The sequence below is a fragment of the Streptomyces sp. IMTB 2501 genome (genome assembly GCF_001953885.1).
Taxonomy (GTDB): Bacteria; Actinomycetota; Actinomycetes; order Streptomycetales; family Streptomycetaceae; genus Streptomyces.
This window is the reverse complement of the sequence record NZ_MQUS01000010.1, coordinates 208530-232888: the sequence shown is the minus strand read 5'-3', so window position 1 is coordinate 232888 and position 24359 is coordinate 208530. Positions and strand designations below refer to the sequence as shown.

Annotated in this window: 20 protein-coding genes and 1 pseudogene; 11 read left to right on the top strand and 10 right to left on the bottom strand. The window is 69.9% G+C overall.

The features are described 5' to 3' along the window. Window positions 1-157 precede the first annotated feature (157 nt). Window positions 158-595, top strand: a complete 438-nt coding sequence (locus tag AV521_RS19615; RefSeq protein WP_076089746.1) for a VOC family protein — start codon at window positions 158-160, stop codon at window positions 593-595. A gap of 13 nt (window positions 596-608) precedes the next feature. On the opposite strand, the gene AV521_RS19610 is transcribed toward AV521_RS19615, so the two are convergent. The 4 genes from AV521_RS19610 to AV521_RS19595 all read right to left on the bottom strand — a co-directional run bounded on the left by AV521_RS19610 (window position 609) and on the right by AV521_RS19595 (window position 5125). Continuing rightward, window positions 609-1322, bottom strand: a complete 714-nt coding sequence (locus AV521_RS19610; protein ID WP_079249324.1) for a right-handed parallel beta-helix repeat-containing protein — start codon at window positions 1320-1322, stop codon at window positions 609-611. 68 nt (window positions 1323-1390) lie between these two features. Beyond that, on the bottom strand, window positions 1391-2173 hold the full coding sequence (locus AV521_RS19605; RefSeq protein WP_107480954.1) for an FHA domain-containing protein: 783 nt from the start codon (window positions 2171-2173) through the stop codon (window positions 1391-1393). A gap of 92 nt (window positions 2174-2265) precedes the next feature. Further along, window positions 2266-4254, bottom strand: coding sequence for a serine/threonine-protein kinase (locus AV521_RS19600; protein WP_076089743.1), 1989 nt, complete (start codon window positions 4252-4254; stop codon window positions 2266-2268). Between the two features lie 379 nt (window positions 4255-4633). Then, on the bottom strand, window positions 4634-5125 hold the full coding sequence (locus AV521_RS19595; RefSeq protein ID WP_076089742.1) for a peptidylprolyl isomerase: 492 nt from the start codon (window positions 5123-5125) through the stop codon (window positions 4634-4636). 469 nt (window positions 5126-5594) lie between these two features. Here AV521_RS19595 and AV521_RS19590 point away from each other — a divergent pair, with 469 nt between their 5' ends. The 4 genes and pseudogenes from AV521_RS19590 to AV521_RS19575 all read left to right on the top strand — a co-directional run bounded on the left by AV521_RS19590 (window position 5595) and on the right by AV521_RS19575 (window position 10090). Next, entirely contained in the window at window positions 5595-6407 is an 813-nt protein-coding gene (locus AV521_RS19590) for an amidohydrolase family protein (protein WP_076089741.1), read from the top strand. 248 nt (window positions 6408-6655) lie between these two features. Next, window positions 6656-7321 carry a GNAT family N-acetyltransferase gene (locus AV521_RS19585; protein ID WP_076089740.1) on the top strand — a complete coding sequence of 222 codons (666 nt, stop codon included), beginning with the start codon at window positions 6656-6658 and terminating at the stop codon, window positions 7319-7321. Between the two features lie 203 nt (window positions 7322-7524). After that, window positions 7525-8752: pseudogene (locus tag AV521_RS19580) on the top strand (gluconate:H+ symporter). 189 nt (window positions 8753-8941) lie between these two features. After that, on the top strand, window positions 8942-10090 hold the full coding sequence (locus tag AV521_RS19575) for a DUF2993 domain-containing protein (RefSeq protein ID WP_256725626.1): 1149 nt from the start codon (window positions 8942-8944) through the stop codon (window positions 10088-10090). A gap of 62 nt (window positions 10091-10152) precedes the next feature. On the opposite strand, the gene AV521_RS19570 is transcribed toward AV521_RS19575, so the two are convergent. Next, entirely contained in the window at window positions 10153-11130 is a 978-nt protein-coding gene (locus AV521_RS19570; RefSeq protein ID WP_076089739.1) for an asparaginase, read from the bottom strand. A gap of 142 nt (window positions 11131-11272) precedes the next feature. On the opposite strand from AV521_RS19570, the gene AV521_RS19565 reads away from it, so the two are divergent. Both AV521_RS19565 and AV521_RS19560 read left to right on the top strand, forming a co-directional pair. Next, complete coding sequence (locus AV521_RS19565; protein ID WP_076089738.1) at window positions 11273-11788, top strand: NUDIX domain-containing protein; 516 nt, start codon at window positions 11273-11275, stop codon at window positions 11786-11788. 112 nt (window positions 11789-11900) lie between these two features. Then, entirely contained in the window at window positions 11901-12323 is a 423-nt protein-coding gene (locus AV521_RS19560) for a hypothetical protein (RefSeq protein WP_143658628.1), read from the top strand. Between the two features lie 716 nt (window positions 12324-13039). On the opposite strand, the gene AV521_RS19555 is transcribed toward AV521_RS19560, so the two are convergent. Further along, window positions 13040-14401 (bottom strand): aminopeptidase C, encoded by a 1362-nt coding sequence (locus AV521_RS19555; RefSeq protein WP_218639360.1) that lies wholly within the window; start codon window positions 14399-14401, stop codon window positions 13040-13042. Window positions 14402-14616: 215 nt separating this feature from the next. Here AV521_RS19555 and AV521_RS47735 point away from each other — a divergent pair, with 215 nt between their 5' ends. Further along, entirely contained in the window at window positions 14617-15459 is an 843-nt protein-coding gene (locus AV521_RS47735; RefSeq protein ID WP_107480953.1) for a lipocalin-like domain-containing protein, read from the top strand. Window positions 15460-15509: 50 nt separating this feature from the next. On the opposite strand, the gene AV521_RS19540 is transcribed toward AV521_RS47735, so the two are convergent. Then, window positions 15510-16658: a glutamate--cysteine ligase gene (locus tag AV521_RS19540; protein WP_076089736.1), complete on the bottom strand. Its 1149-nt coding sequence runs from the start codon at window positions 16656-16658 to the stop codon at window positions 15510-15512. Window positions 16659-17225: 567 nt separating this feature from the next. Between AV521_RS19540 and AV521_RS19535 the strand changes: the two genes are divergently transcribed. From AV521_RS19535 to AV521_RS19525, 3 genes are all read left to right on the top strand, one after another. Then, entirely contained in the window at window positions 17226-19412 is a 2187-nt protein-coding gene (locus tag AV521_RS19535; RefSeq protein ID WP_256725625.1) for a glycosyltransferase family 39 protein, read from the top strand. A 77-nt stretch (window positions 19413-19489) separates the two neighbouring features. Beyond that, window positions 19490-19630, top strand: coding sequence for a DUF4177 domain-containing protein (locus AV521_RS19530; protein ID WP_079249321.1), 141 nt, complete (start codon window positions 19490-19492; stop codon window positions 19628-19630). 144 nt (window positions 19631-19774) lie between these two features. After that, the gene (locus AV521_RS19525) at window positions 19775-22180 is read left to right on the top strand and encodes a SpoIIE family protein phosphatase (RefSeq protein ID WP_076089814.1); all 2406 of its coding nucleotides are present in this window, start codon (window positions 19775-19777) and stop codon (window positions 22178-22180) included. 18 nt (window positions 22181-22198) lie between these two features. Here the strand turns inward: AV521_RS19525 and AV521_RS19520 are convergent, their stop codons facing one another. The 3 genes from AV521_RS19520 to AV521_RS19510 form a co-directional block, all read right to left on the bottom strand. Then, window positions 22199-22546 (bottom strand): DUF1330 domain-containing protein, encoded by a 348-nt coding sequence (locus tag AV521_RS19520; RefSeq protein ID WP_076089735.1) that lies wholly within the window; start codon window positions 22544-22546, stop codon window positions 22199-22201. Between the two features lie 101 nt (window positions 22547-22647). Next, window positions 22648-23535, bottom strand: a complete 888-nt coding sequence (locus AV521_RS19515) for an alpha/beta fold hydrolase (RefSeq protein WP_256725624.1) — start codon at window positions 23533-23535, stop codon at window positions 22648-22650. Between the two features lie 330 nt (window positions 23536-23865). Beyond that, entirely contained in the window at window positions 23866-24315 is a 450-nt protein-coding gene (locus AV521_RS19510; protein WP_076089734.1) for a hypothetical protein, read from the bottom strand. Window positions 24316-24359 lie beyond the last annotated feature (44 nt).

The window sequence follows — 24359 nt, the reverse complement described above, 5'->3', positions numbered from 1 at the left end:
GTCAGATGACGCTCACCGGCCCCGACCGGTTTCCTGTCTCCGCCTCGCTCGGCCCGCACCAGACACCACCTTCCGCCGAACAGACGAAAGCGCCGGTCTCCCGACGTAGGTCCAAAGCCCGATTCGGCTCCCGTCGGGCACGTGGCAGGATCGCCCCATGGCACACTCCTGGCCCAGCCACCTCGACGTCGGAGCGGTCCGCTTCGCCCGGCCGACCGCGAAGTACGACGAGGTCCTCGTCTTCTACCGTGACGTCCTCGGCCTGCCGGTACTCGCCCAATGGCGTGGCCACCAGGGCTATGACGGCGTCGTCTTCGGCCTGCCAGGCACCCCGGTGCACATGGAACTTCTGCAGCACGGCGACCCACCCCGCATCCCCGAGCCGCACCCGGAGAACCAGTTGGTGCTCTACCTTCGCGGCACCGAAGCCGTCGCCGTCGCCGCCCGGCGGCTCACCGAGCAAGGGCGCAGCCCGGTTCCGGCCGCGAACCCCTACTGGCCGGAACACGGCGCGGTCGTCTTCGAGGACCCGGACGGCTGGCAGGTCGTGCTGGCGCCCTGGGTCTTCGGCGAAGAGCCCCCACCGGCTGGTTGAGTCGAGCGAAGGATCACGGGATCTCGCGCCGGCGTAGACCTGATCGCACTGGCGCCGGTCCGGGCCGGGAGCGGTCAGAGAGGGCCGCCCCTTTCGGGCCGCGGTAGCCGGGCCGCGAGGAGGCGTCGATGCCGACCTCGTAACGGACGCGGGGGTTGGTCCTGTTGCCGCGGACGGGGGCGCTCGTGGAGTGGATGGCCAGGCCGATGGCGTGGTCGGTGGGGGCGGCGAAGGTGTTGTGGACGATGGTGACGTGCTGAACGTCCTCGAACATCAGGGCCTGGGACGCCTTCAGGGTCTCGCAGTTGTTGTCGCGGATCGTGAAGTCGAAGGTGTGGGGGTTGGAGGCGCCGCGCACGGTGTTGTGCTGGATCTTCAGGTCGTCTCCGAAGAAGCGCATCCCGTCACCGTCGCCGCCGTGCGGGCTGGTCACGGTGTTGTTCCGTACGGTGATGTCGTCGCCGGTGATCTCGATGCCGGGCGCCTTGGGCCGGGTGACCCGGTAGTTCTCCACGATCACGTGGTTCGCCTCGACCGTGATGCCGGCGACCGTGCGACCGTGACCGTCGTACACGGCTGGGTGTGCCGTGGTGCCGCCGTGGGTGACGACGAGGCGCGGGTGCGCGGCGGCCGAGGCGGATGACGGGCACGACGCGGTCGCGCCCATGGCCGCTGCCGCGGCGAGCAGGGCGGCGGTCCGGAGCGCACGTCGTGATGAGGTCGGCATGGCGGGGAACGTAGGGCCGGGGTCTCGGGCTCGGTTGTCCATGGTGGCTCGCGGGCGGGGCTTCGGCCTCAGGTCGCCTCGACGAGGGCCAGGTCCATCGGGACGAGCGTCGTGGAGGCCAGCAGGGCGCGCAGGAGATGGTCGTTCAGGGCGTTGCCGACCGGTTCGCCGACCTCCTCGCGGGTCAGATACGGCACGCCATCGCGGGACAGCCGGGTGCGCACAGCGTTGACGATGTGCTCGACGCGCTTGTCCGTCCAGCCGGCCCCCGGTTGCGACTCGACGAGCTGAGCGGCCGTCTGCTTCCAGGTCAGCGGCTGCGGCTTCGGCTCGTGCAGCAGATAGCGCCGGCCGAGTACGACGAGGGCCAGCTTCTCCTGCTCGGTCAGCACCCACACCCGCGGCGGGCGGGTGGTGTCCGTGTGCCGGGGGCGCGGAGGCTCGTCGTCGGCGCCGGTGACGAAGACCTCGAACAGGTGCTCGCGTCCCCGCGAACCCTGGACGAACAGCGGGGTGTAGCCGGTGGACAGCGGAAGCGGTTCCTCGCCGCGGAAGAACAGCCGGCCCTCGGGGCAGCGGATCGGCAGCTGCCCGCTGGTGCTCAGCCACCACCGGCCGTCCCGATGCGTGAGCGTGCCCTGGTAGCGGCTGACGCGCGGATCGTCCTCGCCCAGACAGACGTGGACCTCGGGCCTGTTACGGCCGAACAGGACCTCGCGCCCCTCCCCCGGCCGGAGTGTGATGCCGCCGGTGAGCGCGAGGGCGAAGAGCGTGCCTGGCACCGGCGCGGAGACGCCGCGCGCCAGGCTGCCGTGGGTGGCGGGGAGAACTCGGGTTGGTGTCCGTGTCATGCCGGTTGGTGTCTGTGTCATGTCCGTATTCCGGGGCGGGTCTGTCGTCCGGCCAGGCTCATTGCCCATGCAGAGTCATTGTGTGGGGCGGCTCATTTGGCGGGCAGCCTCTTCGCGATGTTCTGTACGGCGGCGCCCGCGAGCGACTTGGCGCCGTCGCACACCGTGGCGTTCTGCTCCCCCTGCTGCTGAAGAGTCAGCCGGAACAGCTCGATGGTCGGCTCGCCGACGGAGTCCGTGAACGTACGGTGCGGTGTGTAGACGACGCAGCTGTCGTCCCCCTCCTCCTTGGGGGAGACATAGCTGGTCGTTCCGGCGACCCGCGCGGGCCGTCCGTTGTTGGACAGGTCGTTGTCCTGCGTGAACTGCAACTGCACGTAGGCGCGTTGACCGTCGGGGCTGGCCCAGTCACACGTCCAGTCGGCAAAGCCCCGGTCCTTCGGCCGCTGCGCGAGGCCGGGGACCTTCTTCAGCGTGGCCGGGTCCAGCACCGCGCAGGCGTTCAGCCGGCCCAGGGAGTCCGCGGGCCACGCCGCCGAACGCCGGGGTACCGGGCCCTTGTCCAGCACCGTGACCGCGTAGTCGACGGCGGCGTCCGACAGGGCGCACGGGTCGGGCGCGCCGGCTCCGTCCCGCTTGCCGCTGACCACGATCTGCTTGCGGTCGGGGGTCGTGATGAACCGCAGGCACTGGTCCCCGTCGCGCTTGAGGGACGCGACTTCGACGTTGCTGACTTTCCTGACGGCCACGCTGCTGTCGAACTGTTGGAGATCATTGCTGAAGTCGACCTCGGCGTCGGCGATCTCGCCCCCGCCGGAGTTCAGCACCAGTACGTCACACCGGTTCAACTGCCCGTAGGCGGGGGCGAGTTCCGTGTGACCGAAACGGCTCAGCGACGCGGCGTCCATCACCTTGCAGGGATCGGCGCTCGGGGCGTCGCCCAGGGCACCGGCCTGAGCCTGCGTCGTCGTCGAGGGCTTGGCGTCGGAGCGGTGCCCGGTGCCGCCCTTGTGCCCGAACGGCCAGAGACCGAAGAGAGCGAGCAGCCCGATTGCGAGCCCTGCTACGGCCAGGGCCGCCGCCATGACCGTCAGCGCGCGGCGCCGGCCGGTCAGCCGGCCACGCAGCTTCCGCGGCAGCCACAGCGTGAGGGACGACAGGGCCTGCGTAGGGCGGAGCCGCAGCGTCGCCCGCGTCGCCGACTCCTCGCTCTGGCTCTGGCTCTGATGCTCCTGGATGTATTCCTGGATGTGCGTGGGCGGCGGTGCGGCGCGCGTGAGCAGGCTGCGTGCCTCGGCGGCGTCCGGGCGGTTCCAGGGCTCGACCTGCAGCAGGGCGGTGAGCGGTGCGGTGAGCGGGCCCGCCTGCTGCGGGGCGTCCACGTGTCCTTCGAGGGCTCTGGCGAGATAGCCCATGACGTGCTGGAACTCCCCGTAGGGCGAGCGGCCTTCGACCGCCGCGAACAGGCCGGCGCCGAGGGAGAAGACATCGGCCTTCGCGTCCGGCGCCTTGCCCTTGGCCACCTCGGGGGCGAGATAGCGGGGCTTGCCGCGCACCGTGCCCGTCGTGGTGTGCGTGGCCGTCTGGGTGACCTCGCTCCACAGGGCCCGCGCGATCCCGAAGTCCGTCAGCCGAGCCACACCGTCATCGGTGACCAGGATGTTCTCCGGCGTCACATCGCCGTGCACCACGCCCTCGCCATGGGACTTCGCCAGCGCGGCCGCGATCTGGCTGCCGATCGAGCCGACCTCCTGCGGGGAGAGCGGGCCGCGCTCGTGCATCAGTTGGGCCAGGCTGCGCGAGGGCACGTATTCCATGACGATCCAGCAGGCGTCGCCCTCGGCGACGTAGTCGAAGACGGCTACGACGTTGGGGTGGTGCAGCCGCGCGGCGTACCGCGCTTCCTTCTTCAGCCGCTGGGCGGCCTTGGCGTCGTCCGGGCGGGCGCACTTGACCGCGACACGCCGGTCCAGCAGTTCGTCCCGGGCCTGCCAGACGACGCCCATCCCGCCCTGGCCGATCGGCTCCTGCAGCTGATACCGGCCCCCGACCCTGTAACCGGCCTCCGGTGTCACCGGCACCGCCCCACTCCCTGCCCACACCGACACGCCTGGTCCCGTACGGGTCACAGAGTGTACTCAGTGGCGATCAGCCCCAGGAGCCGTCGGGCCAACCGTCACAGGATCCCCCCAGGAGCGGATCACGGGCTGATGCCGCCCAACTGCCGTGTGCAGTACGGCGTTTGGCCGGCACCCTGCTCGATCGGCGGGCGCCGAGGGTGACCTGCGGCTGGGCTGTCGCGGTGGACTCCGCGATTGCGGCCGCCCAGGACAGGCCTGGCCGGGGCCCTGAAGAGGAGCCCCGGCCAGGCGTCGTGACCCAAGAGAAGAGCGCTGGGCAGCGCCCGGAAGGTCGACCGCGTGGCCTCATCGAGGGGCCACGCGGTTGAGGTCGCCGACCTCAGACCAACTGCGCGGACACGATCGTCACGGGCTCCACCGGCACATCGCCGTGCCCGGCTCGGGACGTGGTGCGCACTCCGTCGATCGCATCCACCACCTCGGTGCCCGCGGCGACCTTGCCGAACACCGCGTAGCCCCAGCCGTCCTGGCCCGGGTAGTTCAGAAAATCGTTGTCGCTGGTGTTGATGAAGAACTGCGCGCTCGCCGAGTGCGGGTCCGACGTCCGCGCCATCGCCACCGTGTACTTGTCGTTGTGCAGGCCGTTCTTGGCTTCGTTCTCCACCCGCTGCGGTGCGGCCTTCTGCTTCATGTCCGCGGTCATGCCGCCGCCCTGCACCATGAAACCGGAGATCACCCGGTGGAAGATGGTGCCGTCGTAGTGACCGGACCGGACATACTCGATGAAGTTCGCCACCGTCTTCGGCGCCTTCGACTCGTCGAGCTCCAGGGTGATGTCCCCGGCGGAGGTATTCAGCAAAACTGTGGTCATTCGGCCATCGTATGTCTCCGGCTCGAAGAACCACGGGAACGGCCCGAAGCCTTTCCAGGCTGTGTCCGGTGAGCATGCTCGCTTCACAGAGGACGGCCGGCCTCCTAAACTTCCGGGACGACGTGAGCTGGACCACACGTCGTGAGGTCTTCCGCCACAGCCGATGGAAGCGTAGGTTCCGTTTACCCCGCGAGAGCGTCCGCAAGGGCGCCGGTCCGCCAGTCCCGGGGCGGCGGACCAGCGGGGGCCAAAACCGCACACATCATCGGGCCGGGCCACAGCCCGGTGCCGCACCCATCTCCCCCGATCGGCGGCAGGTCGGACGCGAGGACCCAGCCGAGCGAAGGTGCGCCGCCGTGCCTCTTGGGTGGCCATCGGTGACCCACAGCGACTAGGGTTGCGATAAGCGATTGCTCAGGCACTTCGGGTGGCCTATGGGCGGCGATGCCAGGAGAGGGGCGAGGAGCCCGTGTCGGTCGTCGATGTGTGGATGCAGCACCCCACGCTCCGTCACTCCAACCACGAGATGTTCGAGTCGTTGCGTCGCTGGACGGGGCAGGGACTCCTGGAGGAGCCGTTGCCGGTCAAGGCCACTGTGGCCGCCATGGCCGCGGCAGACGTGGAGATCGGTCTTTCGGCGGCCTGGTACGGCCCTCAGGGCCCGCTGATCAGCAACGACGAGGTGGCCGAGTTCGTCGCCCAGTCCGACGGACGGCTGCGCGGGGTCGCCGGCGCGGACCTCTCCCGGCCCATCCAGGCCGTACGCGAACTGCGCCGCGCTGTTGAGGAGCTCGGCTTCCTGGCCCTGCGGATCGTGCCCTGGCTGTGGCAACTGCCGCCCACCGACCGGCTGTACTACCCGCTGTACGCCGCCTGCGTCGATCTCGGCATCCCCTTCTGCACCCAGGTCGGCCACACCGGCCCGCTGCGCCCTTCCGAAACCGGACGCCCCATCCCCTATATCGACCAGGTCGCGCTCGACTTCCCCGAACTGACCATCGTCTGCGGGCACATCGGCTATCCGTGGACCACGGAGATGATCGCCGTGGCCGACAAACACGTCAGCGTCTACATCGACACCAGCGCCTACACCGCCCGGCGCTACCCGCGAGAACTGGTCGACTATCTGCGCGGCCGGGGCCGCAGGAAGGTGCTGTTCGGCACCAACTACCCCATGATCACCCCGGCCCAGGCACTGGAACACCTCGGCGATCTCGACCTGGACGAAGAGGCCACCGAGCTGTTCCTGTCCGGGAACGCCCGCCGGATCTTCAACCTGTGATCGCACAGGTCGGCCCGGCCGGATCCCGACAGCGCGCCCCCCGGGTCGGCACGTGGAGGCGCGTCGTGAACGCGCGGTCACACTCGGCAAGCCCGCGGCCGGCCTTCGCTGGATCACGTCCGACGGGACGCACAAGGCGAGCGCCATCACATGGCGGGGCCAAATTCGCGCGACATGGCGTGACGACTCTGGAACGCTGACGCCCCGGATAGGTGCGGACGGTCTGCGCCGACAGGGAGTGGTGATCAGTGGGATTCACGCTTGAGGGCCCGGTTCTCGAAGGATCGCTCGTGCGTCTGGAGCCCCTGGGTCATCGCCATGCCGCAGACCTGGCTGCTTCGGCCGAGGAGGACCGGGGCGCATACCGGTTCACATGGGTGCCTCGGGCGAGCGAGGTCGAGGAGTACATCGACCTGCAGCTCGCTCGTGCCGCTGCCGGAAAGCTCGCTCCGTATGCACAGGTCGAGAAGTCGACGGGGCGGGCCGTGGGGGCCACCGCCTACTGGGATCCGCGGCTGTGGCCCACCGGGGACGGCCTCTGCGCGATCGAGGTCGGTTTCACCTGGCTGACCGCGTCGGCCCTGGGCACGGGACTGAACACGGAGGCCAAGTTCCTGCTGTTCCGGCACGCTTTCGAGAACTGGGGCGTGGCGCGCGTCGACTTGAAGACGGACGCACGCAACGGCCGTTCGCGAGCCGCTATCGAGAAGGTGGGAGCACGGTTCGAGGGCGTGCTGCGGAACTGGTCACGGTCGTGGGCGCCGGGCGAGGACGGTCTGCTCCGCGATTCCGCGATCTTCTCGATCACCGCGGCGGAGTGGCCCGACTGCCGTACCCACCTGGAACGGCGACTGGCTCGGATCCCGGACCGCCACCGAGGCGTCGACATCCTGGCCCACTCGCCGGACAACTGACGACGACGCGGCAGAGCGCGCCGAGCAGCGGCAAGTTCTCCCCCTGGTATCGCTTGAGCGGACGGTGTGTCAGATCCCGTTCCGTGCAGACTCATTGACCTTGATCGTCCACGTCCTTGGCCTCCATCTTCATATGTAGACGCTCCACCTCATGTGGGGACCTGGTCCATTGAGGCGATCGCGGTGCAAAGGGGAACAGGCCCATGCCACTGGTCGTCGTAGCCATCGGTGTGCTGATCCTGCTCTTCCTGATGACGAAGCTGAAGCTCAACGGCTTCGCCGCCCTGCTGCTGGTGGCCGTGGGGGTCGGCCTCGTCCGGGGCATCCCGCTGGAGAAGATCCCCGACGTGCTCTCCGAGGGCATCGGCGGGCAGATCGGCGACACCATGCTCACCATAGGGCTCGGCGCGATGGTCGGCCCGGTGATGGGTGACTCCGGCCCGCCCAGCGGATAGCCGGCAGACTGCTCGACCTGTGCGGGCCGCGCTGGGTTCAGCTCGCCATGGTGCTGTCCGCCATGCTGATCGGCGTCACCATGTTCTACGAGGTCGCCTTCGTCATCATCGTGCCGGTCGCCTTCACGCTCGTACGTGTCACGCGGGCGAATCTGCTGTGGGTCGGGCTGCCGATGTCGATCGCGCTGTCCACCATGCACAGCTTCCTGCCACCGCACCCCGGCCCGACCTCGGTCGCCGCGACGTTCCACGCCTCGCTCGGACTGACGCTGTTCCACGGCCTGTTCATCGCCGTCCCGGCCGGTGCGCTGATCGCTCTGATCTGGCCGCGGCTTCCGTTCATCCGGAGGATGGGCCCCTCCATACCCAGCGGCCTGGTCAGTGACCGCGTTTTCACCGACGAAGAGCTGCCGGGCATGGGCTGGTCGCTCTCGGTGGCCCTCCTGCCCGTCGTACTCATCGCCGGAGCCGCGGTGACCGACGTGGCCACCTCCGGGTCGGGGCCCGTCCTGCACTTCATCGCCTTCATCGGTTCCGCGCCCATCGCCCTGCTGCTCACGCTGGCCGTCGCGATCTGGGCGTTCGGCCCGCGGACCGGCCGCAGCCTGGAAGAGGTCAGTGCGTCCTGCCGGTCGGCCGCCCAGGCGATGGCGATGATCCTGCTCGTGATCGGCGCGGGCGGCGCCTTCAAGCAGGTCCTCGTGGACGGCGGGATCTCGGACTACATCAAGAACGCCACCCACGGCTGGTCACTGTCGCCGATCATCCTCGCCTGGCTCATCGCGGCCATCCTCCGCGTGGCCCTCGGCTCGGCGACCGTCGCCGTCGTCACCGCCTCGGGCGTGGCACTGCCGCTGCTCGCCGGCAGCGGAGTCCATCCGGAGATCATGGTCCTCGCTATACGACCATGCTCGCGGTCCTCGGCCTCGGCGGTGTCCTCGCCATGGAGTCGGTTCTGGACGCCCTCAACGTGTGAGTCCGGCCACGGGGGCGGGTCGCGAAGTGACTCATATCTTCCCTTACTTCAGGCAGGACTTGCGGACCAGGAGTGACTATGTGATGAAATCTGGCGATGCGTACCCCCCACATACACACGCATCAATCTGCTCAGTCGGACGGGCCACCCACCGCTCAGGTTCCGTCCGGCCGCAATCCATACGACGAATTGGCGTCGCTGGCGGACAATCCGCTGGACGACTTCCTGACCGAGGACGGCGCGGAGGCCCAGCAGGACGACGGCGAGGAGTCCTGGGAGCCGCCCAATCACCGGCGCGGCAGCCGTCGTCGTAATCGCGCCACCGGTCTGCCCACCATCGTCAGATTCCTCGTCTGGGTGCTGACCCTTGTCTGCCTCGTCGTCCTGGCCGACCGGTGGGCGCTGCTCTACGCCGAGCACAAGGCTTCCCAGCGGATCAAGGACTCGATGCATCTCGCCGCGGCCCCCGAGGTCTCGATCGGCGGATTTCCCTTCCTGACCCAGGTCGCCGCGGGGCGCCTGGACTCGGTCCGGATCACCGTCCCCGACATCCCCGCCCACCGAGTCACCCTCACCCAGGTCACCGCGACCGCCGACGACATACGCATCGACGGCGACGGACCGACCTCGGTGCGCGGCGCACTCGTGCGCCAGGTGCACGGCCAGGTTCTGCTGTCGTTCGCCGACATGAACCGTGAACTCGGCGCCTCGCAGGTGGCCTTCACGGCTCAGGGACCCGGCCGCGTGCAAGCCCAGGGCACGCTGCGCATCGGAGGCCGTGCCCTGAGCGTGCGGGCCGATGCCCAGATCCGGCGCGAGGGAGAACGCGGCATCGCCACCTCCGTGGACGGCATACAGCTCGACATCGACGACCTCGCGACATACCGGCCCGGCACCAGGCCCTCCGAGGGCCTCCACCTCACCCCCGCCTCAGCACGCCGTATCACCCGCGAGGCTGATCAGATCAAGTCGATGCTGACCGTCCCGGCGATCGTGCACCGCCTGGGTGTCCCCGACAGCGCGGTGAGCGCCGCGCTCCACGACGAGGACAAACTCCATCAACTCACCGGCGCGCCACGCTTCCTGCACGATCTGACCGAGATCAACCTCGTGGACGTGGCGCTCGCCCACCCGAGCCTCCTCAAGCGACTGGGCCTCGACCTGTCCCTGCTCACCACCCTGACCAAGCTCACCCGTCCCCAGATCGCCGACCGCTTCTCCTTCGCCTTCCAGTTGCCGAAACCGCCGGGAGGCTCGCTGCAACTGCAGCGCGTGGCCGTGGACAAGGACGGCATCCGCGCCGACGTGTCGGGGACGGGGCTGCTTCTGGGCCACTGAAGTCACCGCTCGTACGAGCGGGCACCTGATCTGCACCCGACGGCATCCCGTTGCCGACGGGCTCAGCCCCGCAGCGCGAACGCCTCCGCGATGTCGCCGTGTCCGGCGCCGGCCGCCAACAGCAGCCGGAGCAGCACCCGGGCCTTGTACGGGTCGAGGTATCCGCCGTCGATCAGCCCGCGCCGGCGCAGGTCCTGCTCCGAGCCGGGCGCACTGTAGGTGTGCCGCAGAACCGAACCGCTCCCGGTGCGGGAGGTCAGCACGACCGGCATGTGCTCGGCCAGCGTGCCGAGCCGGGGCGCGAGCACGCCGGGTACGTGACCGACGCCGAAGCCGGCGACGACCAGGCCGCTGTGCGTGGCCTCAAGCCCCTGGAGCTGTGTGCCGTCGTCGTCCAGGGTGACGACGTGCAGGGCGACGCGGGTGGCCTGGAGCCGCTCCCGGTCGAACCCGGCCGACAGCGGCTCATGCCGGGGCGGCGCGAGGAGCATCCGTACCCGGTCCTCGACGACGTGCCCGAGCGGACCGGTGCTCGGCGAGGCGAAAGTCGCGGTGCTCGTGCTGTGCGTCTTGCGCACCCATCGCGCCGCGTGTACCTCGTCGTTGAGGACGACCAGCGCACCCGCGCCGCGCGCCTCCCGTGCCATGGCGACGCGCACACCGGCGAGCACGTTCGCCGGGCCGTCCGCCCCCGCCATGGCCGGCTGCCGCATCGCGCCGGTCAGCACGAACGGCGCCTCGTGCGGCCACACCAGATCGGCCAGGAAGGCCGTCTCCTCCAGGGTGTCCGTGCCCTGCGTGACGACGACCCCGTCCGCGCCCTCGGCCACGGCCCGCGCGGCGACAGCGATGACATCGAGGATCTGCGCGAAGGTGAGGCTCCCACTGGGTACGGCGTGCACGTCCCGTACGTCCAGATGGACCCCCAGCTCCGCCAGACCTGGTACGGCCGCAGTGATCTCGGCACCGCTGAGCCGCGTCCCCCGCGCGGCGCCCGGCACCGATATCGTTCCCCCAAGTGCCAGCAGTACGACGCTCAACGCCCGCCCCCTCACACCGATTCCGCCGAGCGGAGACCCGCTGGGCGCCCCCAACGTACAACGCCTGTTTCACCGATCTGTTTGCGTCACCCGTCCCGCTCGGACGCCACCGCATCACGCCCACCGAAGGAGGGAGCTCTCCGTGGCCTCCGCGGAACCGTTCACCCGTATCAAGATCCGCGTCGCCGCAGCTCTGTTCAACGGCGATGAGATGGCGCTCATCCATCGCGCCAAGAACGGCCAGGACCAGTACACCCTGCCGGGTGGCAACGTCGAACCGGGCGAACCCGTCCTTGAGGCCCTTGCACGCGAACTGGACGAGGAGCTGGGCCTGAACGGCACGGATGTGAACAGCCCCCCGCAGCTGACCTGGATCCAGGACGCCATGGTCACCCGCCCCGGCGGCGCTCCACCTCGCAAACTTCACCTGGTCTTCCGCGTCCACATCTGCGACCTCGTCCGCGCCCGCTTGCGCACGGTCGAGTACGACGACGTCGTCGGTGCCGGCCACCTCATCTGGAGTCATTACAAGGACACAGCCGACAAGGCGCTGTTCCCACCGGTGCCCGTCGCCGAACTCCCCACCCCCAGCGCGCCGCTCGACGCCGCCCGATGCCTCCTGCCGACCCTGGACGACACCAACTACCACTGGATCTGAGCCGCCTGGGCCAACTGTCCGGGGCACCCCCTCGCCAGACGCAAGCGCGCAAGGAAGCCGAGACGTGGGGCCCGTGCAGCGTGGCCCCCCGGTGCCCCCTATGATCATGGACATGTCCGCCCTCCGTGAGCGTTCCGCACACAGTCAACTGACCCCAGGTGAGCAGCTCTTGGGGTACGGTTCCGTCGTCCCCGCCAGCAGCGCCAGAGGCGTCGGCATCGGCGCGGCCATCGCGAACCAGCTGGTCAACAACATCGGCGCTCAGTCCGCCCAGGTCGGCAGCATCGCCGCAGGGATGCCACGCACGTCCGGCGCGCTGCTGCTGCGCGTGACCGACCAGCGCGTCGGGCTGGTCCGGCCCCTGGACGGCACCCCGGTGTGGGAGGTGCCGCGGGCCTGGGTGATCCGGGTCGAACGCCGGCCCCGCACACAGCTGATGGCCCGCTTCCGGCTGCACTACTCCGACGGCTCCTGGCTCGCCTTCCTCACCATGCGGCGCCGTACGATCGAGCAGTTCCACTCACTCATCGGCTGATCCCGGAGCCGAGAACGACGCGGAGCCCGAGGCGGTCCTCCCGTACACGGCGTGCCATGTGGTGAGGCGGCGTTCGAGAGGGATGCGGTAGCAGGGGGTGACTCTGGTGCCATCGAGGAAGGCCAGGGCGTCCAGTTCCACGGCACCCCGTCCACCGAGCGAGCGGCTCTTCGCCTCCGCCTGGGCTGTGCGCCGGCGCGCTGCCGGGACTCGTACGGCTTGCCGGGGAAGGTGACGCACTGCTCACGCAAGTTGGTTGTCTCTACGGCGAGTTCCGCGGCAGTGGCCCCACCGCGCGCGGCCGGCGCCTCCAGCACAGGCCGCTCCACCACAGCGCAGCGGCGCTCGTCCCGGCCGGGCGCCCGTGCCCCGACCGCCGCCGCCATCGACCGCTCCGTCTGTCACGCCCCGCTGGTGTTCCCGGACTGGAGCGCATCCGCTGTGTGCGGCACACCATGTGCGTCGTCCCTGCCCATCTGGCCCCGGCGATCCAGTCCGCCACCATCCGCGACACCCACCGCCACCGAGCCCACGGCACAGCCCAGTTGCGCGGGCAGGACGGTCATTCCAGCGGTGTCGGGATCAGGTCAGTGGGTCGGGAGCATGTGCGCGTACATCTCCATGCCGCGTGCGCCGGCGAGCGGGCCGAGCAGCTTGGTCGAAACCTGCACCATGTGGCTCAGGCCGCGGCTACGGCGCACGCCACATCGGTCTCCTCAGTCCGCCAGGGCGCCCATCGGGTCCCAGGCCGGGAGGACGATCGGCGGTTGGTCGAGGGCGGCGGCCAGCTCCGGCGGAAGCGCGGAGCGTCGGACCGCGATCTCGAAGACATGCTCGCCGAACCACGAGTCGTTCATGGTCCAGAAGCCCTTGTCGGCCTTCTCCTCGCCCCAGCTGTTCTCCACCCGCCAACGGCGCGGGCTCCCGTCGACCACGTCGACGCCGGTGAACAGCATCGCGTGGGTCATCTGCGTGTCGTGGTACATCAGCCGGGTGGCCTTGTCCATGGTGAAGGGGGTGTCGTAGACGGCCGCGTAGTCGAAGAGCCCGGCGTCCCAGACGCCGGCGTCCGAGCGCATCATCTTGGTCACGTCACAGCCGAACCACACCGGCTCGCCGCCGACGATCGTGTCCATCGCCAGCCGCTTCAGCAGCTCCATCTCAGCGTTGAGATAGACGACCGGCGGGGCGTCCACGATGTTGCCGAGGTACTCGACGGTGAAGGTGCGGCCGACCGGGCTCGACTCCCGCGGGTCGTGCACCAGGCAGACATACTCGTCCAGCGGGAGCTGGACATACGAGGCGGCGAACTCCGCCGGGGTGAGCCAGCCGTCGCGGTGGAACGCCTTGTCCTTGTCCTCCCACTGCCACAGGAACCGCTGCGGAGGCGTGCCGAGGTGAATGCTGAGCACCCGGTGGACGGCGGCCAGCACCTCCCGCTTGTGCTCCCGCTGCGCTTCGACTCCCTCGGTGGCCCGCCCGCGCAGGTCGTGGGCGCCCTGGCGGAGGAGGGTCTTCAGGGCCCGGTTCATCGCCCGGGTCGCGGAGGAGCTGTCGGTCTCCGGCATGGCCGATTTGGGTACGAGACCGTGCTTGGCGACCAGCGCCACGAACATGTTCCACTGCCCGCCGTCACCGATCGGGTCCGCCAGCAGGTGCGCGACAGTACGGTCGTCCACATCCCGGTCCGAGGTCTCGATGATCGCCTCTAGGACATGGTTGGCCCGCTCGAACTTGTCCCACCAGAGCAGGTAGTTCTGGGAAAACTCGAAGTCCTTCACGCCCAGCTTCCGGGCGGCTCCGACCCGGAGCAGGTTGAGCCCGGCGAACATCCAACAGCGGCCGCTCTGCCTCTGGTTGGTGGCCTTCCAGTCGTCCAGGTGATGGGAGACGGAGTGGTCGATGCCGGTGAGGATCCGGCGGTCCAGGGCCACATCGTCCACGGCTGTCTGGGTGACGGCGTTCTGCATCAGCCGGTTCACCGGCCGGGCGGCGAACTCCTTCTCAAAGACATCAAGCTGATCCGGTGTCAGTCTGCGATCCATGGCCTGGCGGGAGTTGTCGTTTCCGAAGGACACAGCGTTCAGCCTCCCGTACCCAGTGATTCTCGAGAAAAGCGCGTCCTCACCGTTACACGGCCGTTCAGCCGGAGTCAACGGAGCATCGAGGGTGAGCCACCGCCACCGCGCGTCCGATCCGCGGTTCTCCCGCTTCCGCCGCGCCCGCTGAAGGGCAGTGCCCCTTTGGTTCAATGTGATCAAGCGGCAACTGCCGCCCGGTAATAGGAGATTCGATGACCACGACTCGCCCCACACTGATCGACGCCGCAGGTGACCTCGCCCCGACCTCCCCCGACAACACGGACTCCTGGTGGTTCTGCGCCAAGCTGCACGCCGGTGAGAAGGTCTTCTGGGTGAAGATCCACACGATCACGATGCAGGGCGTCTGTCACAGCACGGTCGCCCTGCGCGAGGAAGGCGACGGCCACGCCGGCGGCAGGTACGCCGACGAAGCCGTCGACGATGTGAAGGTGTCCGCGGATTCCCTCAATGTGCAGACATCGGTCCTCGCCGTGAGCGGAGACCTGGACCGACTCGAAATCTCGGGTACGACGGACACCGCGTCGATCCGGCTCACCCTGCGACGCGAGGAACCCGTCCTCTACAACGGCGGCGGTGGAGTCTTCCCCTTCTTCGGCGGGACCACCGGGCAGTACGCGCTGCCCGGCCTGATGACGTCAGGAACCATCACCGTCGAAGGCATCACGCATCAGGTCGACGGACGCACCTGGTTCGACCGGCAGTGGGTCGCCGGCATCACCCGGCCGCCGCGCTTCACCTGGCTCGGGCTCGACCTCGGCGGGGGCCGGTATCTGAGCGTCTGGGACACCGCGGGAGACGGCACGTCCTGGCTCACCCGACTCACGGCCGACGGCACACATCTGATCACTCACGCTCAGCGAACCGACCACGACGGCAACTGGGTTCTCGCCGTTCCCGCCCTCGACGCCTCCCTCGAAGTCTCCCATCAGGCACTCTCCGACGTTCCTGGCGCCTACACCGGCGCATGTCACGTGACCGGCACTCTCGCGGGAGAGGACATCACCGGACACGGCTTCACGGACGTCATCGGCTGATGCGGCTGATGTCCGCCGGGCGGAACGGACGGTTTGCGGAACGGACGGATTTACGGAAGCACTACGGCGAGGTTGTCCACCACGGCTCGTAGGCCGTCCTCGTGCTGTTGCGCGACACGTCTCTGTCGCGCGGAGCCGGGCCCGTTGAGCTGGACATCGCCCAGCCAGTCGCCGACACGCCGGTCGTCGCCGTGCCGGCTGAGGTGTGGCTCGACCCGTTTCCACAGCTCCTCGATCAGGCGGCCGACGGCCAAGGGGGCGCAGTCGCGGGTGTGGGTGCCGGGCAGGGCGCCGATCGGCCCCTGCCGGGCGGCCTGCCAGCACGCCGCCCGCAACAGCAGATCGGGGACCTCGGGCGCGCGTTCGCCGGCGCGTACCATCTCGACGGCGTGCGCGACGAGGGCGCGCACGAGCAGCGCGTACGCGGTGGTGGTCCCGGCGTCGGGCATCACGTCCGCGACGCGCACCTCGATGGTGGGGAGGTGTGCGGAGGGGCGCACGTGCCAGTAGAGCATGGCCGGATCCATCGCCGCTCCGCTGGCCACGAGTTGGTCGACGACCCATGCGTAGTGGGCCACACCACGCAGGTAGGGCGGAGGTCCCGCCGAGGGCCAGCGGCTCCAGACCATCGAGCGCCAGCTCGCATAGCCGGTGTCCGCCCCGTCGCTGTACGGGGAGTTGGCGGTGAGGGCCAGCAGCAGGGGCATCCAGCCGCGCAGGTGGTTGACCGCCTGTACGGCTTCCTCGCGGTCGGCCACGCCGACGTGCACGTGGCAGGCGTTCACTCCCTGCCCATGGACGACGGGTCCGAAGCGGCGGGCGAGGGCGCGGTAGCGTGCCTGGTCGAGGACGGGTGGCGGCCCGGGACGGCCGAGGACCGCCATGCCGCTGGGCACCAGCAGGCAGTCGTACTCGGCCGCGGCGACGGCCGCACCGGTGCGTAATCGTACGATTTCCGCCTCCAGTTCCACGGCGCTACGACACACCGCGCTGACGGTCTCCACCTGCGACAACGAGAGCTCGGGAGTGGCGTGCGGCCCGCCGAGGTGAGCGCGCGCGGCAGCCACGACGGACAGGGACCTGTGGACAGCCGACCGGCTGTGCCGGTCGGCCAGGACGAACTCCTCCTCCACCCCGAGCGTCGGCGGTGCGGGCGCCTCCGGTGGGAACCCGGGTCCGCCGGCGACGGCAGGAGTCATGGCATCAAACGGCTCTGGCACGTCCAGCCCCTTCCGAAAGGACACAGGACCCCGCTGTCCGCCCGTCGCGCTCTGCGCGGTTCGCGGCCCCTGCGCACGCCCTCGGGCGCAGGGGCCGCTCGCTGCCGAACAACGGGTGGGAAGGGCCATGCTGAGGGCTCGACGGGGCCGCTGCAAGCGGTTGCCCGGCCACCATCAGGGCAGGCAGACCGACCGTGACCCGTGCGTCGGCCGTGGACCAGAGCGCCGTAGGTGCACGAAGGGGGGAGAAACCGACCCGCCCGGCGCCCTTTCCGGCAGCTGTGCGCCATCTGTTGAATTCCTGTGTACGGGTTAATTGTGCGGGAGGCAATGCACAGCACTCCCCGGATTTAAGGCCAGGCAAGGCCAGTAAAGAATCTGCCTCGATCTGACAAGAATCTCCTTGAAAGTCGCCACTTCTCGATGGACGGGCTCGGACGGTGTCGAAGAATGCCGGGCATGGTTACGACAGTTCTCAGGCCGGCCGCCTCCCTACGCGCCGTTCGTCGCGCTCCGTGGCGGTCGCCGGCGGGCCAGCCCGGATATGTGCGTCCGACGCTGCTGGTCATCACCATGCTCGCGGCCGTGCTGTACACGTGGGGTATCGAGCACAGCCAATACCACACGTTTTATGCGACCGCCGCACGCAGCATGGCGGAGAGCTGGAAGGCTTTCCTCTACGGTTCTTTCGACCCGGGAAACTCCATCACCCTGGACAAATTGCCGGGGTTCCTTTGGCCACAAGCCATTTCTGCCCGTATCTTCGGATTTCATCCGTGGGCGCTGGTTCTGCCCCAGGTCCTGGAGGGAGTGGCCAGCCTGCTGGTGCTGCACCGCGTGGTGAGCCGATGGGCCGGTGTCCACGCGGCGCTGATCGCCGACGCGGCGTTCCTGGTGACCCCGGTGGCTGTGGGGCTCTTCCGCACCGCCGTCGAGGACCCCGCCTTCACCCTCTGCGTGCTGCTGGCGGCCGAGGCCACCCAGCGCGCCGCCGTGAACGGCCGCCTGCGCCCTCTGGTGATCGCGGGTGTGTGGGTCGGCGTCGGCTTCCAAGCCAAGATGCTGGAAGCGTGGGCGGTGCTGCCGGCGCTCGCCCTTGTCTACCTCGTCTCGGCGCCGATCGCCCTGCGGAAGCGGCTGATACATCTCGCGCTGTCCGCCGTGGTGATGACTGCCGTGTCGGTTTCGTGGATGCTCGCGGTGACGCTCGTCCCGGCCAAGGACCGGCCCTATGTGGATGGCACCACGAACAACTCCGCGTTCAGCATGGTGGTCGGCTATAACTTCCTGAACCGCTTCTCCTCACTCGGTATCAGCGCGGCCTCCACCGGCAGTGTGAGCGCCACGCAGGGCGGCGGAGGCGGCCGGCACGGCCAGGCGTCGCCTTCGGACAGCGGAGCCGGTGGCGCTGGCGGTGCCGTAGGGCGCGGGGCGGCCAACCGTCGTCCCACCGGGGCGGGCGGGGCGCAGGGTGCGCAGAACGCCGGGGGCCGGGCACTGGGGGCGGCGGCAGGATTCGGGTCCGGGGCCGGGGGCAGGTTCCGCGCCGGGGGCGGTTGGGGCGGTGACCAGAACGGCTGGTCGAAGATGTTCGGCGCGTCGCTGGCCTCGCAGACCGGCTGGCTGTATCCGATGGGTGCCTTCGCCGGAGTCTGTGGTCTCCTCTGGCGCCGCGGCAAGCCGCGCACCGACCGTCTGCGTGCCGGATTCGTGTTGTGGGGCACCTGGCTGGCCACATACTTCCTCGTCTTCAGCGCGGGCAGTGTCGGCGGCCACACGTACTACATGGGCGTGATCGCGGTCCCCCTCGCCGCGCTCACCGGTGGCGGCGTCGTTCTGATGTGGCGTGCCTACCGGGCGGACGGCCCCCGTGCGTGGGCACTGCCCGGTGCGGTGGCGGCGACGGCGGCATGGGGCGCGTACCTCGCCGGCCGGTTCCCGTCGTTCCTGCCGTGGCTGGTGCCCGTGGTGGGTCTGCTCGGTCTCGCCGCCGTCGTCATGCTGGTGCTGGCCAGGACCGTTCGTACCGCGTCCGGCGGCAGGCTCGCCCTGGTCGGGCTGGTCGTTTCCCTCGTGGCGATGCTCATCGCGCCGGGTTTCTGGGCGGCGCAGGTGCTCAGGCCTTCGTACCGGGACTCCGGGATGGGCGCGGTGGGCCCGTCCGGCATGAGCCGCGGCCACGGTTCTGTGACCTCGGCGGGTCGTCGTACCGGACGGGTGTCGTGGGCGGGCGGAACACAGCGCGGCCGGGCGGCGGGAGCCGACGGGACGCGCGGCCTGGGCGACTTCGGCGGCTTCGCCGGTGCCGGTGGCATCGGCGGTCCCGGCGGCTCCAGCATGGGCGGTCAACTCACCGCAGATCAGCGCAAGTTGCTCGCCTACACGTCCGCGCACCGCGGTTCGGCAACCTACGTCTTCGCCACCGCGAGTTGGAGCGGCGCGGCGCCGTACATCCTCGCCACCGGGGCCCATGTGCTGCCGCTCGGCGGCTTCAGCGGGAGGGTGCCGTTCCCGAGCACGGCGCAGTTCCGGCAGCTGGTCGACTCCGGCAAGCTGAAGTACGTGGTGCTGGGCGGCGCGGGGCGCGGTGGGGGCGGCATGTTCGGCGAGAGCAGTGGGAAAACGGCCGACGGGCAGATCACCGCATGGGTCGAGTCGTCCTGCCGTCGCATCCCGAACGCCGCCTACGGCGCCACCGAGCAGATTCTCTACCAGTGCCGTCCCGGGCGGTGACAGACAGCCTGATCGGGCACCTGGGCGCCCGGCCTTGGTGCCACCACCCGCCCTGGCAGTCAGGAGGACTCCGCCCCATGAGCAACGGCTACGCGTACGAGTACAAGGTCGTCACCTTCCGGGAGTCGCTGATCGGCGACGCACTGGACAGCGACAAGCTGGAGAAGATGCTGAACAAGCACGCCGAGGACGGCTGGGGCCTCAAGGCCGGCTGCTGACCTTCGAGCGCCCGGGCCGTCGGCACGAAGACACTCCGGGGTGCATGTGAGACCGTGGTGTCAGGTAATCCGCCTGCGGACGCGGCCGACACGATGGATCTCAGGGATCTGGCTGACAAGGACCGGGGCGATCCGTTCGGCATCATGTCTGCCGCCGTCGCCCTCGTGGATGCACGCGGCCTGATCCGGTACTGGAGTCAGCGGGCGGAAGGTCTTCTCGGGTATCCGGCGCCCAGCGTGCTGGGGCGGCCCGCCGCCTCGCTCCTCACGAGCGTCACGGGCGGGGACTCGACCACGGACTCACCGGTGTCCGCGCTGTCCGTGGCGGAGCGGATCGGGGAGGGCTGGGAGGGCCTGATCACCGCGCGTCACCGTGCGGGACACCCGGTCGAGCTGGCCGTACGGGTGTGTCCGCTGCGCGCGGAGCAGGGCTCCGTCTGGCTCGCCGTGGCATGTGAGGCCTCCGACTCGCGCCGGTGGGAACTCGACCAGGCCGTGCTGCGCGGCCTCCTGGAGGACTCGCCGATCGGCATCGCCGTCCTCGACAGTGAGCTGCGCTTCCAGTGGGTGAACCAGGTACTGGCTGCCATGGAGGGCCTGCCCGCGCACCTCGGGGACCACCTCACAGCCGCGGCCGCCGGACCGGGGCAGGTGCCGTCGGCCGTGGACTGGCAGGCGCGCCAGGCCCTGCTGTCGGGTCGGGCCACACCGGCCGTGGAGCATGTGCCGCCCCCGCAGGGCAGGAACCGCAGGAACTCGCATGGCCATCTCCGGCTCCGCTCGTCGTTCCCGCTGCGGGACGGCGACGGCAAGACGCTCGGGGTGTGTCACACCGCCGTCGACTTCACCGCCCAGGACCGGGCGCGCGAGCGGCTCGCGCTGGTCAACGAGGCGGCGCAGCGCATAGGCACCACACTGGACCTGGACCGCACGGTGCAGGAACTGGCCGAGGTCCTGGTGCCGCAACTCGCCGACTTCGTGGCGATCGACCTCTTCCAGGGCGTCCTCGCGGCCAGGGATCTCACCCCGGGGCCGGTCACCGGTGGCACGCTGCAGCGGGCGGCACACGTGTCGATCCACGAGGAGCAGCCGGAGGCGGTCGTGCCGATCGGGGGGCCCGCCGAGTACCCGCCGAAGTCGCCGCAGCAGCGTTGCCTGACCACGGGCCGGCCGATCCTCGATCCGGTGCTGGACCGCACGACATGGTGGCTCGCCGACGATCCGCAGCGCATGGCCAAAATCGTCGGTCTCGGTCTGCACACCCACCTGGTGGTGCCACTGCGGGCGCGGGGCACGACCATGGGCGTGGTCAGCCTGCTGCGCTGGGAGAATCCCAATCCGTTCGACGAGGACGACCTGCTGCTCGTGGAGGAGCTGGTGGCGCGGGCCGCGGTGTGTGTGGACAATGCCCGGCGTTTCGTCCGCGAGCATCACGCGGCCCTCGCCCTCCAGACCAGTCTGCTGCCCCCGGTCCTGCCCGATCACTGCGCCGTCGAGGTCGCCTACCGCTATCTGCCGACCGACGCCGAGGCCGGCGTGGGCGGCGACTGGTTCGATGTCATCCCGCTGTCCGGCGCCCGCGTCGCCCTTGTCGTGGGGGACGTCGTCGGCCACGGCATCCACGCCGCGGCCAGCATGGGCCGGCTACGGGCGGCGGTGCAGACACTCGCCGACCTCGACCTGCCCCCGGACGAGCTGCTCGCCCATGTCGACGATCTCGTCCTGCGCCTGGCGGACGAGGCGGAGGCGGCCACGGACGGACCGGTGGTGATCGGGGCGACCTGCGTCTACGCGGTCTACGACCCGATCTCGCGGAAACTCAATGTGGCGCGGGCCGGCCACCCCACCCCCGCCATCGCCCACCTCAGCGAACCGGTGGAACTGCCCGACATCCCTGCCGGCCCCCCGCTGGGACTGGGCGGTCTGCCCTTCGAGTCGGCCGAGATCGAGCTGGAGGAGGGCAGCGTCGTCGCTCTCTACACCGACGGGCTGATCGAGGCCTCGGACCGCGATGTCGACGTCGGCTTCGAGCGTCTCTGCTTCGCCCTGGCCCACCCCGACCGGCCGCTGGAGGAGATCTGCGACACGATGGTCCGCATTCTGCTGCCCGACCATCCGCACGACGACGTCGCGTTCCTCATCGCCCGGACGCGCGCCCTGGCCCCGGACCTCGTCGTCTCCTGGGAGGTCCCCGCCGACCCTCAGGCGGTCCACGAGGCGCGTGACAACGCCACTCGTCAGTTGGCCGCGTGGGGTCTGGACGACATCGCCTTCACCACCGAGCTGATCGTGAGCGAGCTGATCACCAATGCCATCACGCATGCCTGCGGACCGATCCGCCTGCGTCTGATCCACGAACGGACTCTCATCTGCGAGGTGTCGGACGCCAGCAACACCTCGCCCCATCTGCGCCGTGCCCGCCACACCGACGAGGGAGGGCGGGGTCTCTTCCTGGTCGCGCAGGTCGCCCAGCGCTGGGGCACGCGGTACACCGAGACGGGCAAAACCATCTGGGCGGAGCAGCTGCTGCCGGCCAAGGCTCCCTGCTGACGGCCGGCCGGTCGCCCGTCAGCGGACGGCGAGCGCTTCCAGCATCGTCTGTGCGGTGTCCGTCGCGTCGTAGCCCTCGGTCACGCCCGGCACCAGGACGATGTCGCCCTCGATGTGCCGTGCGCGCAGGGGCGCGATGGCCTGGTAAGCGTCGGAGTCCCACCAGGCGCGCGCCTTCGCGATCGACGGGAAGCCGATCACGACGACGTGCCCGGGCCATGCGCCCTCCTTCACCTCGTGCGCGGCGCCGTGGACCAGGAAGCGGCCGCCGTACGGTTCGAAGGTGGCGGTGATCCGCGCGATGTACTCGGCGATCTCGGGATGCGGGGCGGCTTCCTGAAGGTGAGCTATCGCGTAGGCGGTCATGGCGGCGTCCTTCCGGCTGGTCGGCTGCTGATGTGCACGATCCTGCCGCCCGGATGGGCCACGGTCGATGACCTGCCGGGTAATCAACGCGGAGGCACGGGTCACCGGATGTCGAGGAAGCGTCCGAGGTGTGCGGCGACCTCGTCCGGGGCCTCCACCTGGGGGTAGTGGCCGACGGCGGGTGGTCCGGTGAGTTCGACGACGGTGGCGGACGGCACCCGCTGTCTGATGCGCGCCAGCACATGGGCGCCGCTGATCGGGTCGGCGGGTCCCCAGAGGAACAGGGTGGGGCCCGAGTAGCCCTCCAGTGCCGGGACCCAGCGAGCCTCATGGGCGCGCCGCTCGTCGATGTAGCGCAGCAGCCGCGGAGCCAGCAGACGGCCTCCGTCATGGCTGATGCCCTCCCACATGGCATGCAGGTCGGTGTCCGGGACGGGTCTGCCCAGTACCTGGCGCATCGTCGCGCGGAAGCCGCGTTCGGTGACGGCGTGGGCAAGGAGCGGGCCGAGGGGGCCGTGGAGCAGCCGCTGTACGCGTACGGGCCGGTGCAGGTCCGGGTAGAGACCGCCGTTCAGCCAGGCCATGCGGGTGATCCGGGCGGGGCCGCGGGCGAGCAGTTCCTGGGCCACGCTGACGCCGTAGTCGTGGGCGACCAGAGCCGTGTCGGCGATGTCGAGGTGCCGCCAGGCGTCCTCCACCAGGTCGGCCTGTTCCAGCACCGAGTACGTGTGCCGTCGTGGTTTGTCGCTGTGCCCGAAGCCGAGCAGGTCGAAGGTGATGACCCGGTGCCCTCGCGCCGCCAGCCCGGGCACGATCGGGGACCAGTCGTGGGAGGAGGTGGGAAAGCCGTGGACGAGGGTCACGGGCGGGCCGGCGCCGGGACCGTCCTGGCGGACGAACAGCGTGCGCGGTCCCGTGCGCCCCTGAACGGTGATCCTGCTCCCTCCGGTGGCCCAGTGCGCGTTGGCGGGCATGGCGTTCTGGGACATCAGCGGCTCTCCCGTGTCGCGGCGAACAGGCAGGTCATGGCAGCGCGTTCGGCGTGTGTAGGCGCCGCTCCCCCGGTGTCAGACACGGCAGTACTCGGCACTTCACTCCGTGCGGTGGTGCGCTGAGCCATGTGCGATCCGACCGTCCATGAAGGGGCAGGGAGCACGGTGTCGCGGACGCATCGCCCGCGCCACTGGCGTCGGGAGCCGACGCGTCCACCGGACGCACTGTATGCGTCCGGTGGACGCCCCACAAGCAATGGTCTCGCGCGCGACTGGGCCTCCCACTCAGAGCTCCTGCGGCCGTCCGACGAATCCGTCGGTCGCGCATCAGCCGGCGAAGACCCTGCCCTGCTTCACGACGTAGTGCGCCGGCTCGGAGCAGCCGATGGACGGTGTGACCAGCAGGCTGACGGTGAGCGGCGCGGGCTCCGTGCTCGCGGTCGAGAACTCGCAGACGGCGCCGCTGCCGGTGAGCGGGTACCAGAACCACCCGTCGACATCGCCCACGGTGACCTGGTCGGACTCCTTCCAGCCGCCGTCGGTGTGCTTGTAGACCTGCAACCGTACGGAGGCGGCGTACTGGTCGTGCGTCGAGCGCAGCGCGGTCAGCGTGACCTTGTAGTCGCTGCCGAGGACGGTTGAGGCGATCACCTGGGTACCCGGTGCGGCGGTGCCGGCGCTGGACGCTCCGGCGCCGGCGGCCCCGAGACCGGCCGCCATGAGCAGAGTGCAGGCCGCGGCCGCGACGCCCCGAGTGTGGCGGGGTACAAGGCGCATGTCTTCCCCCCGTAAGAACAAGTTGGACCAACTGGCCGGACGGG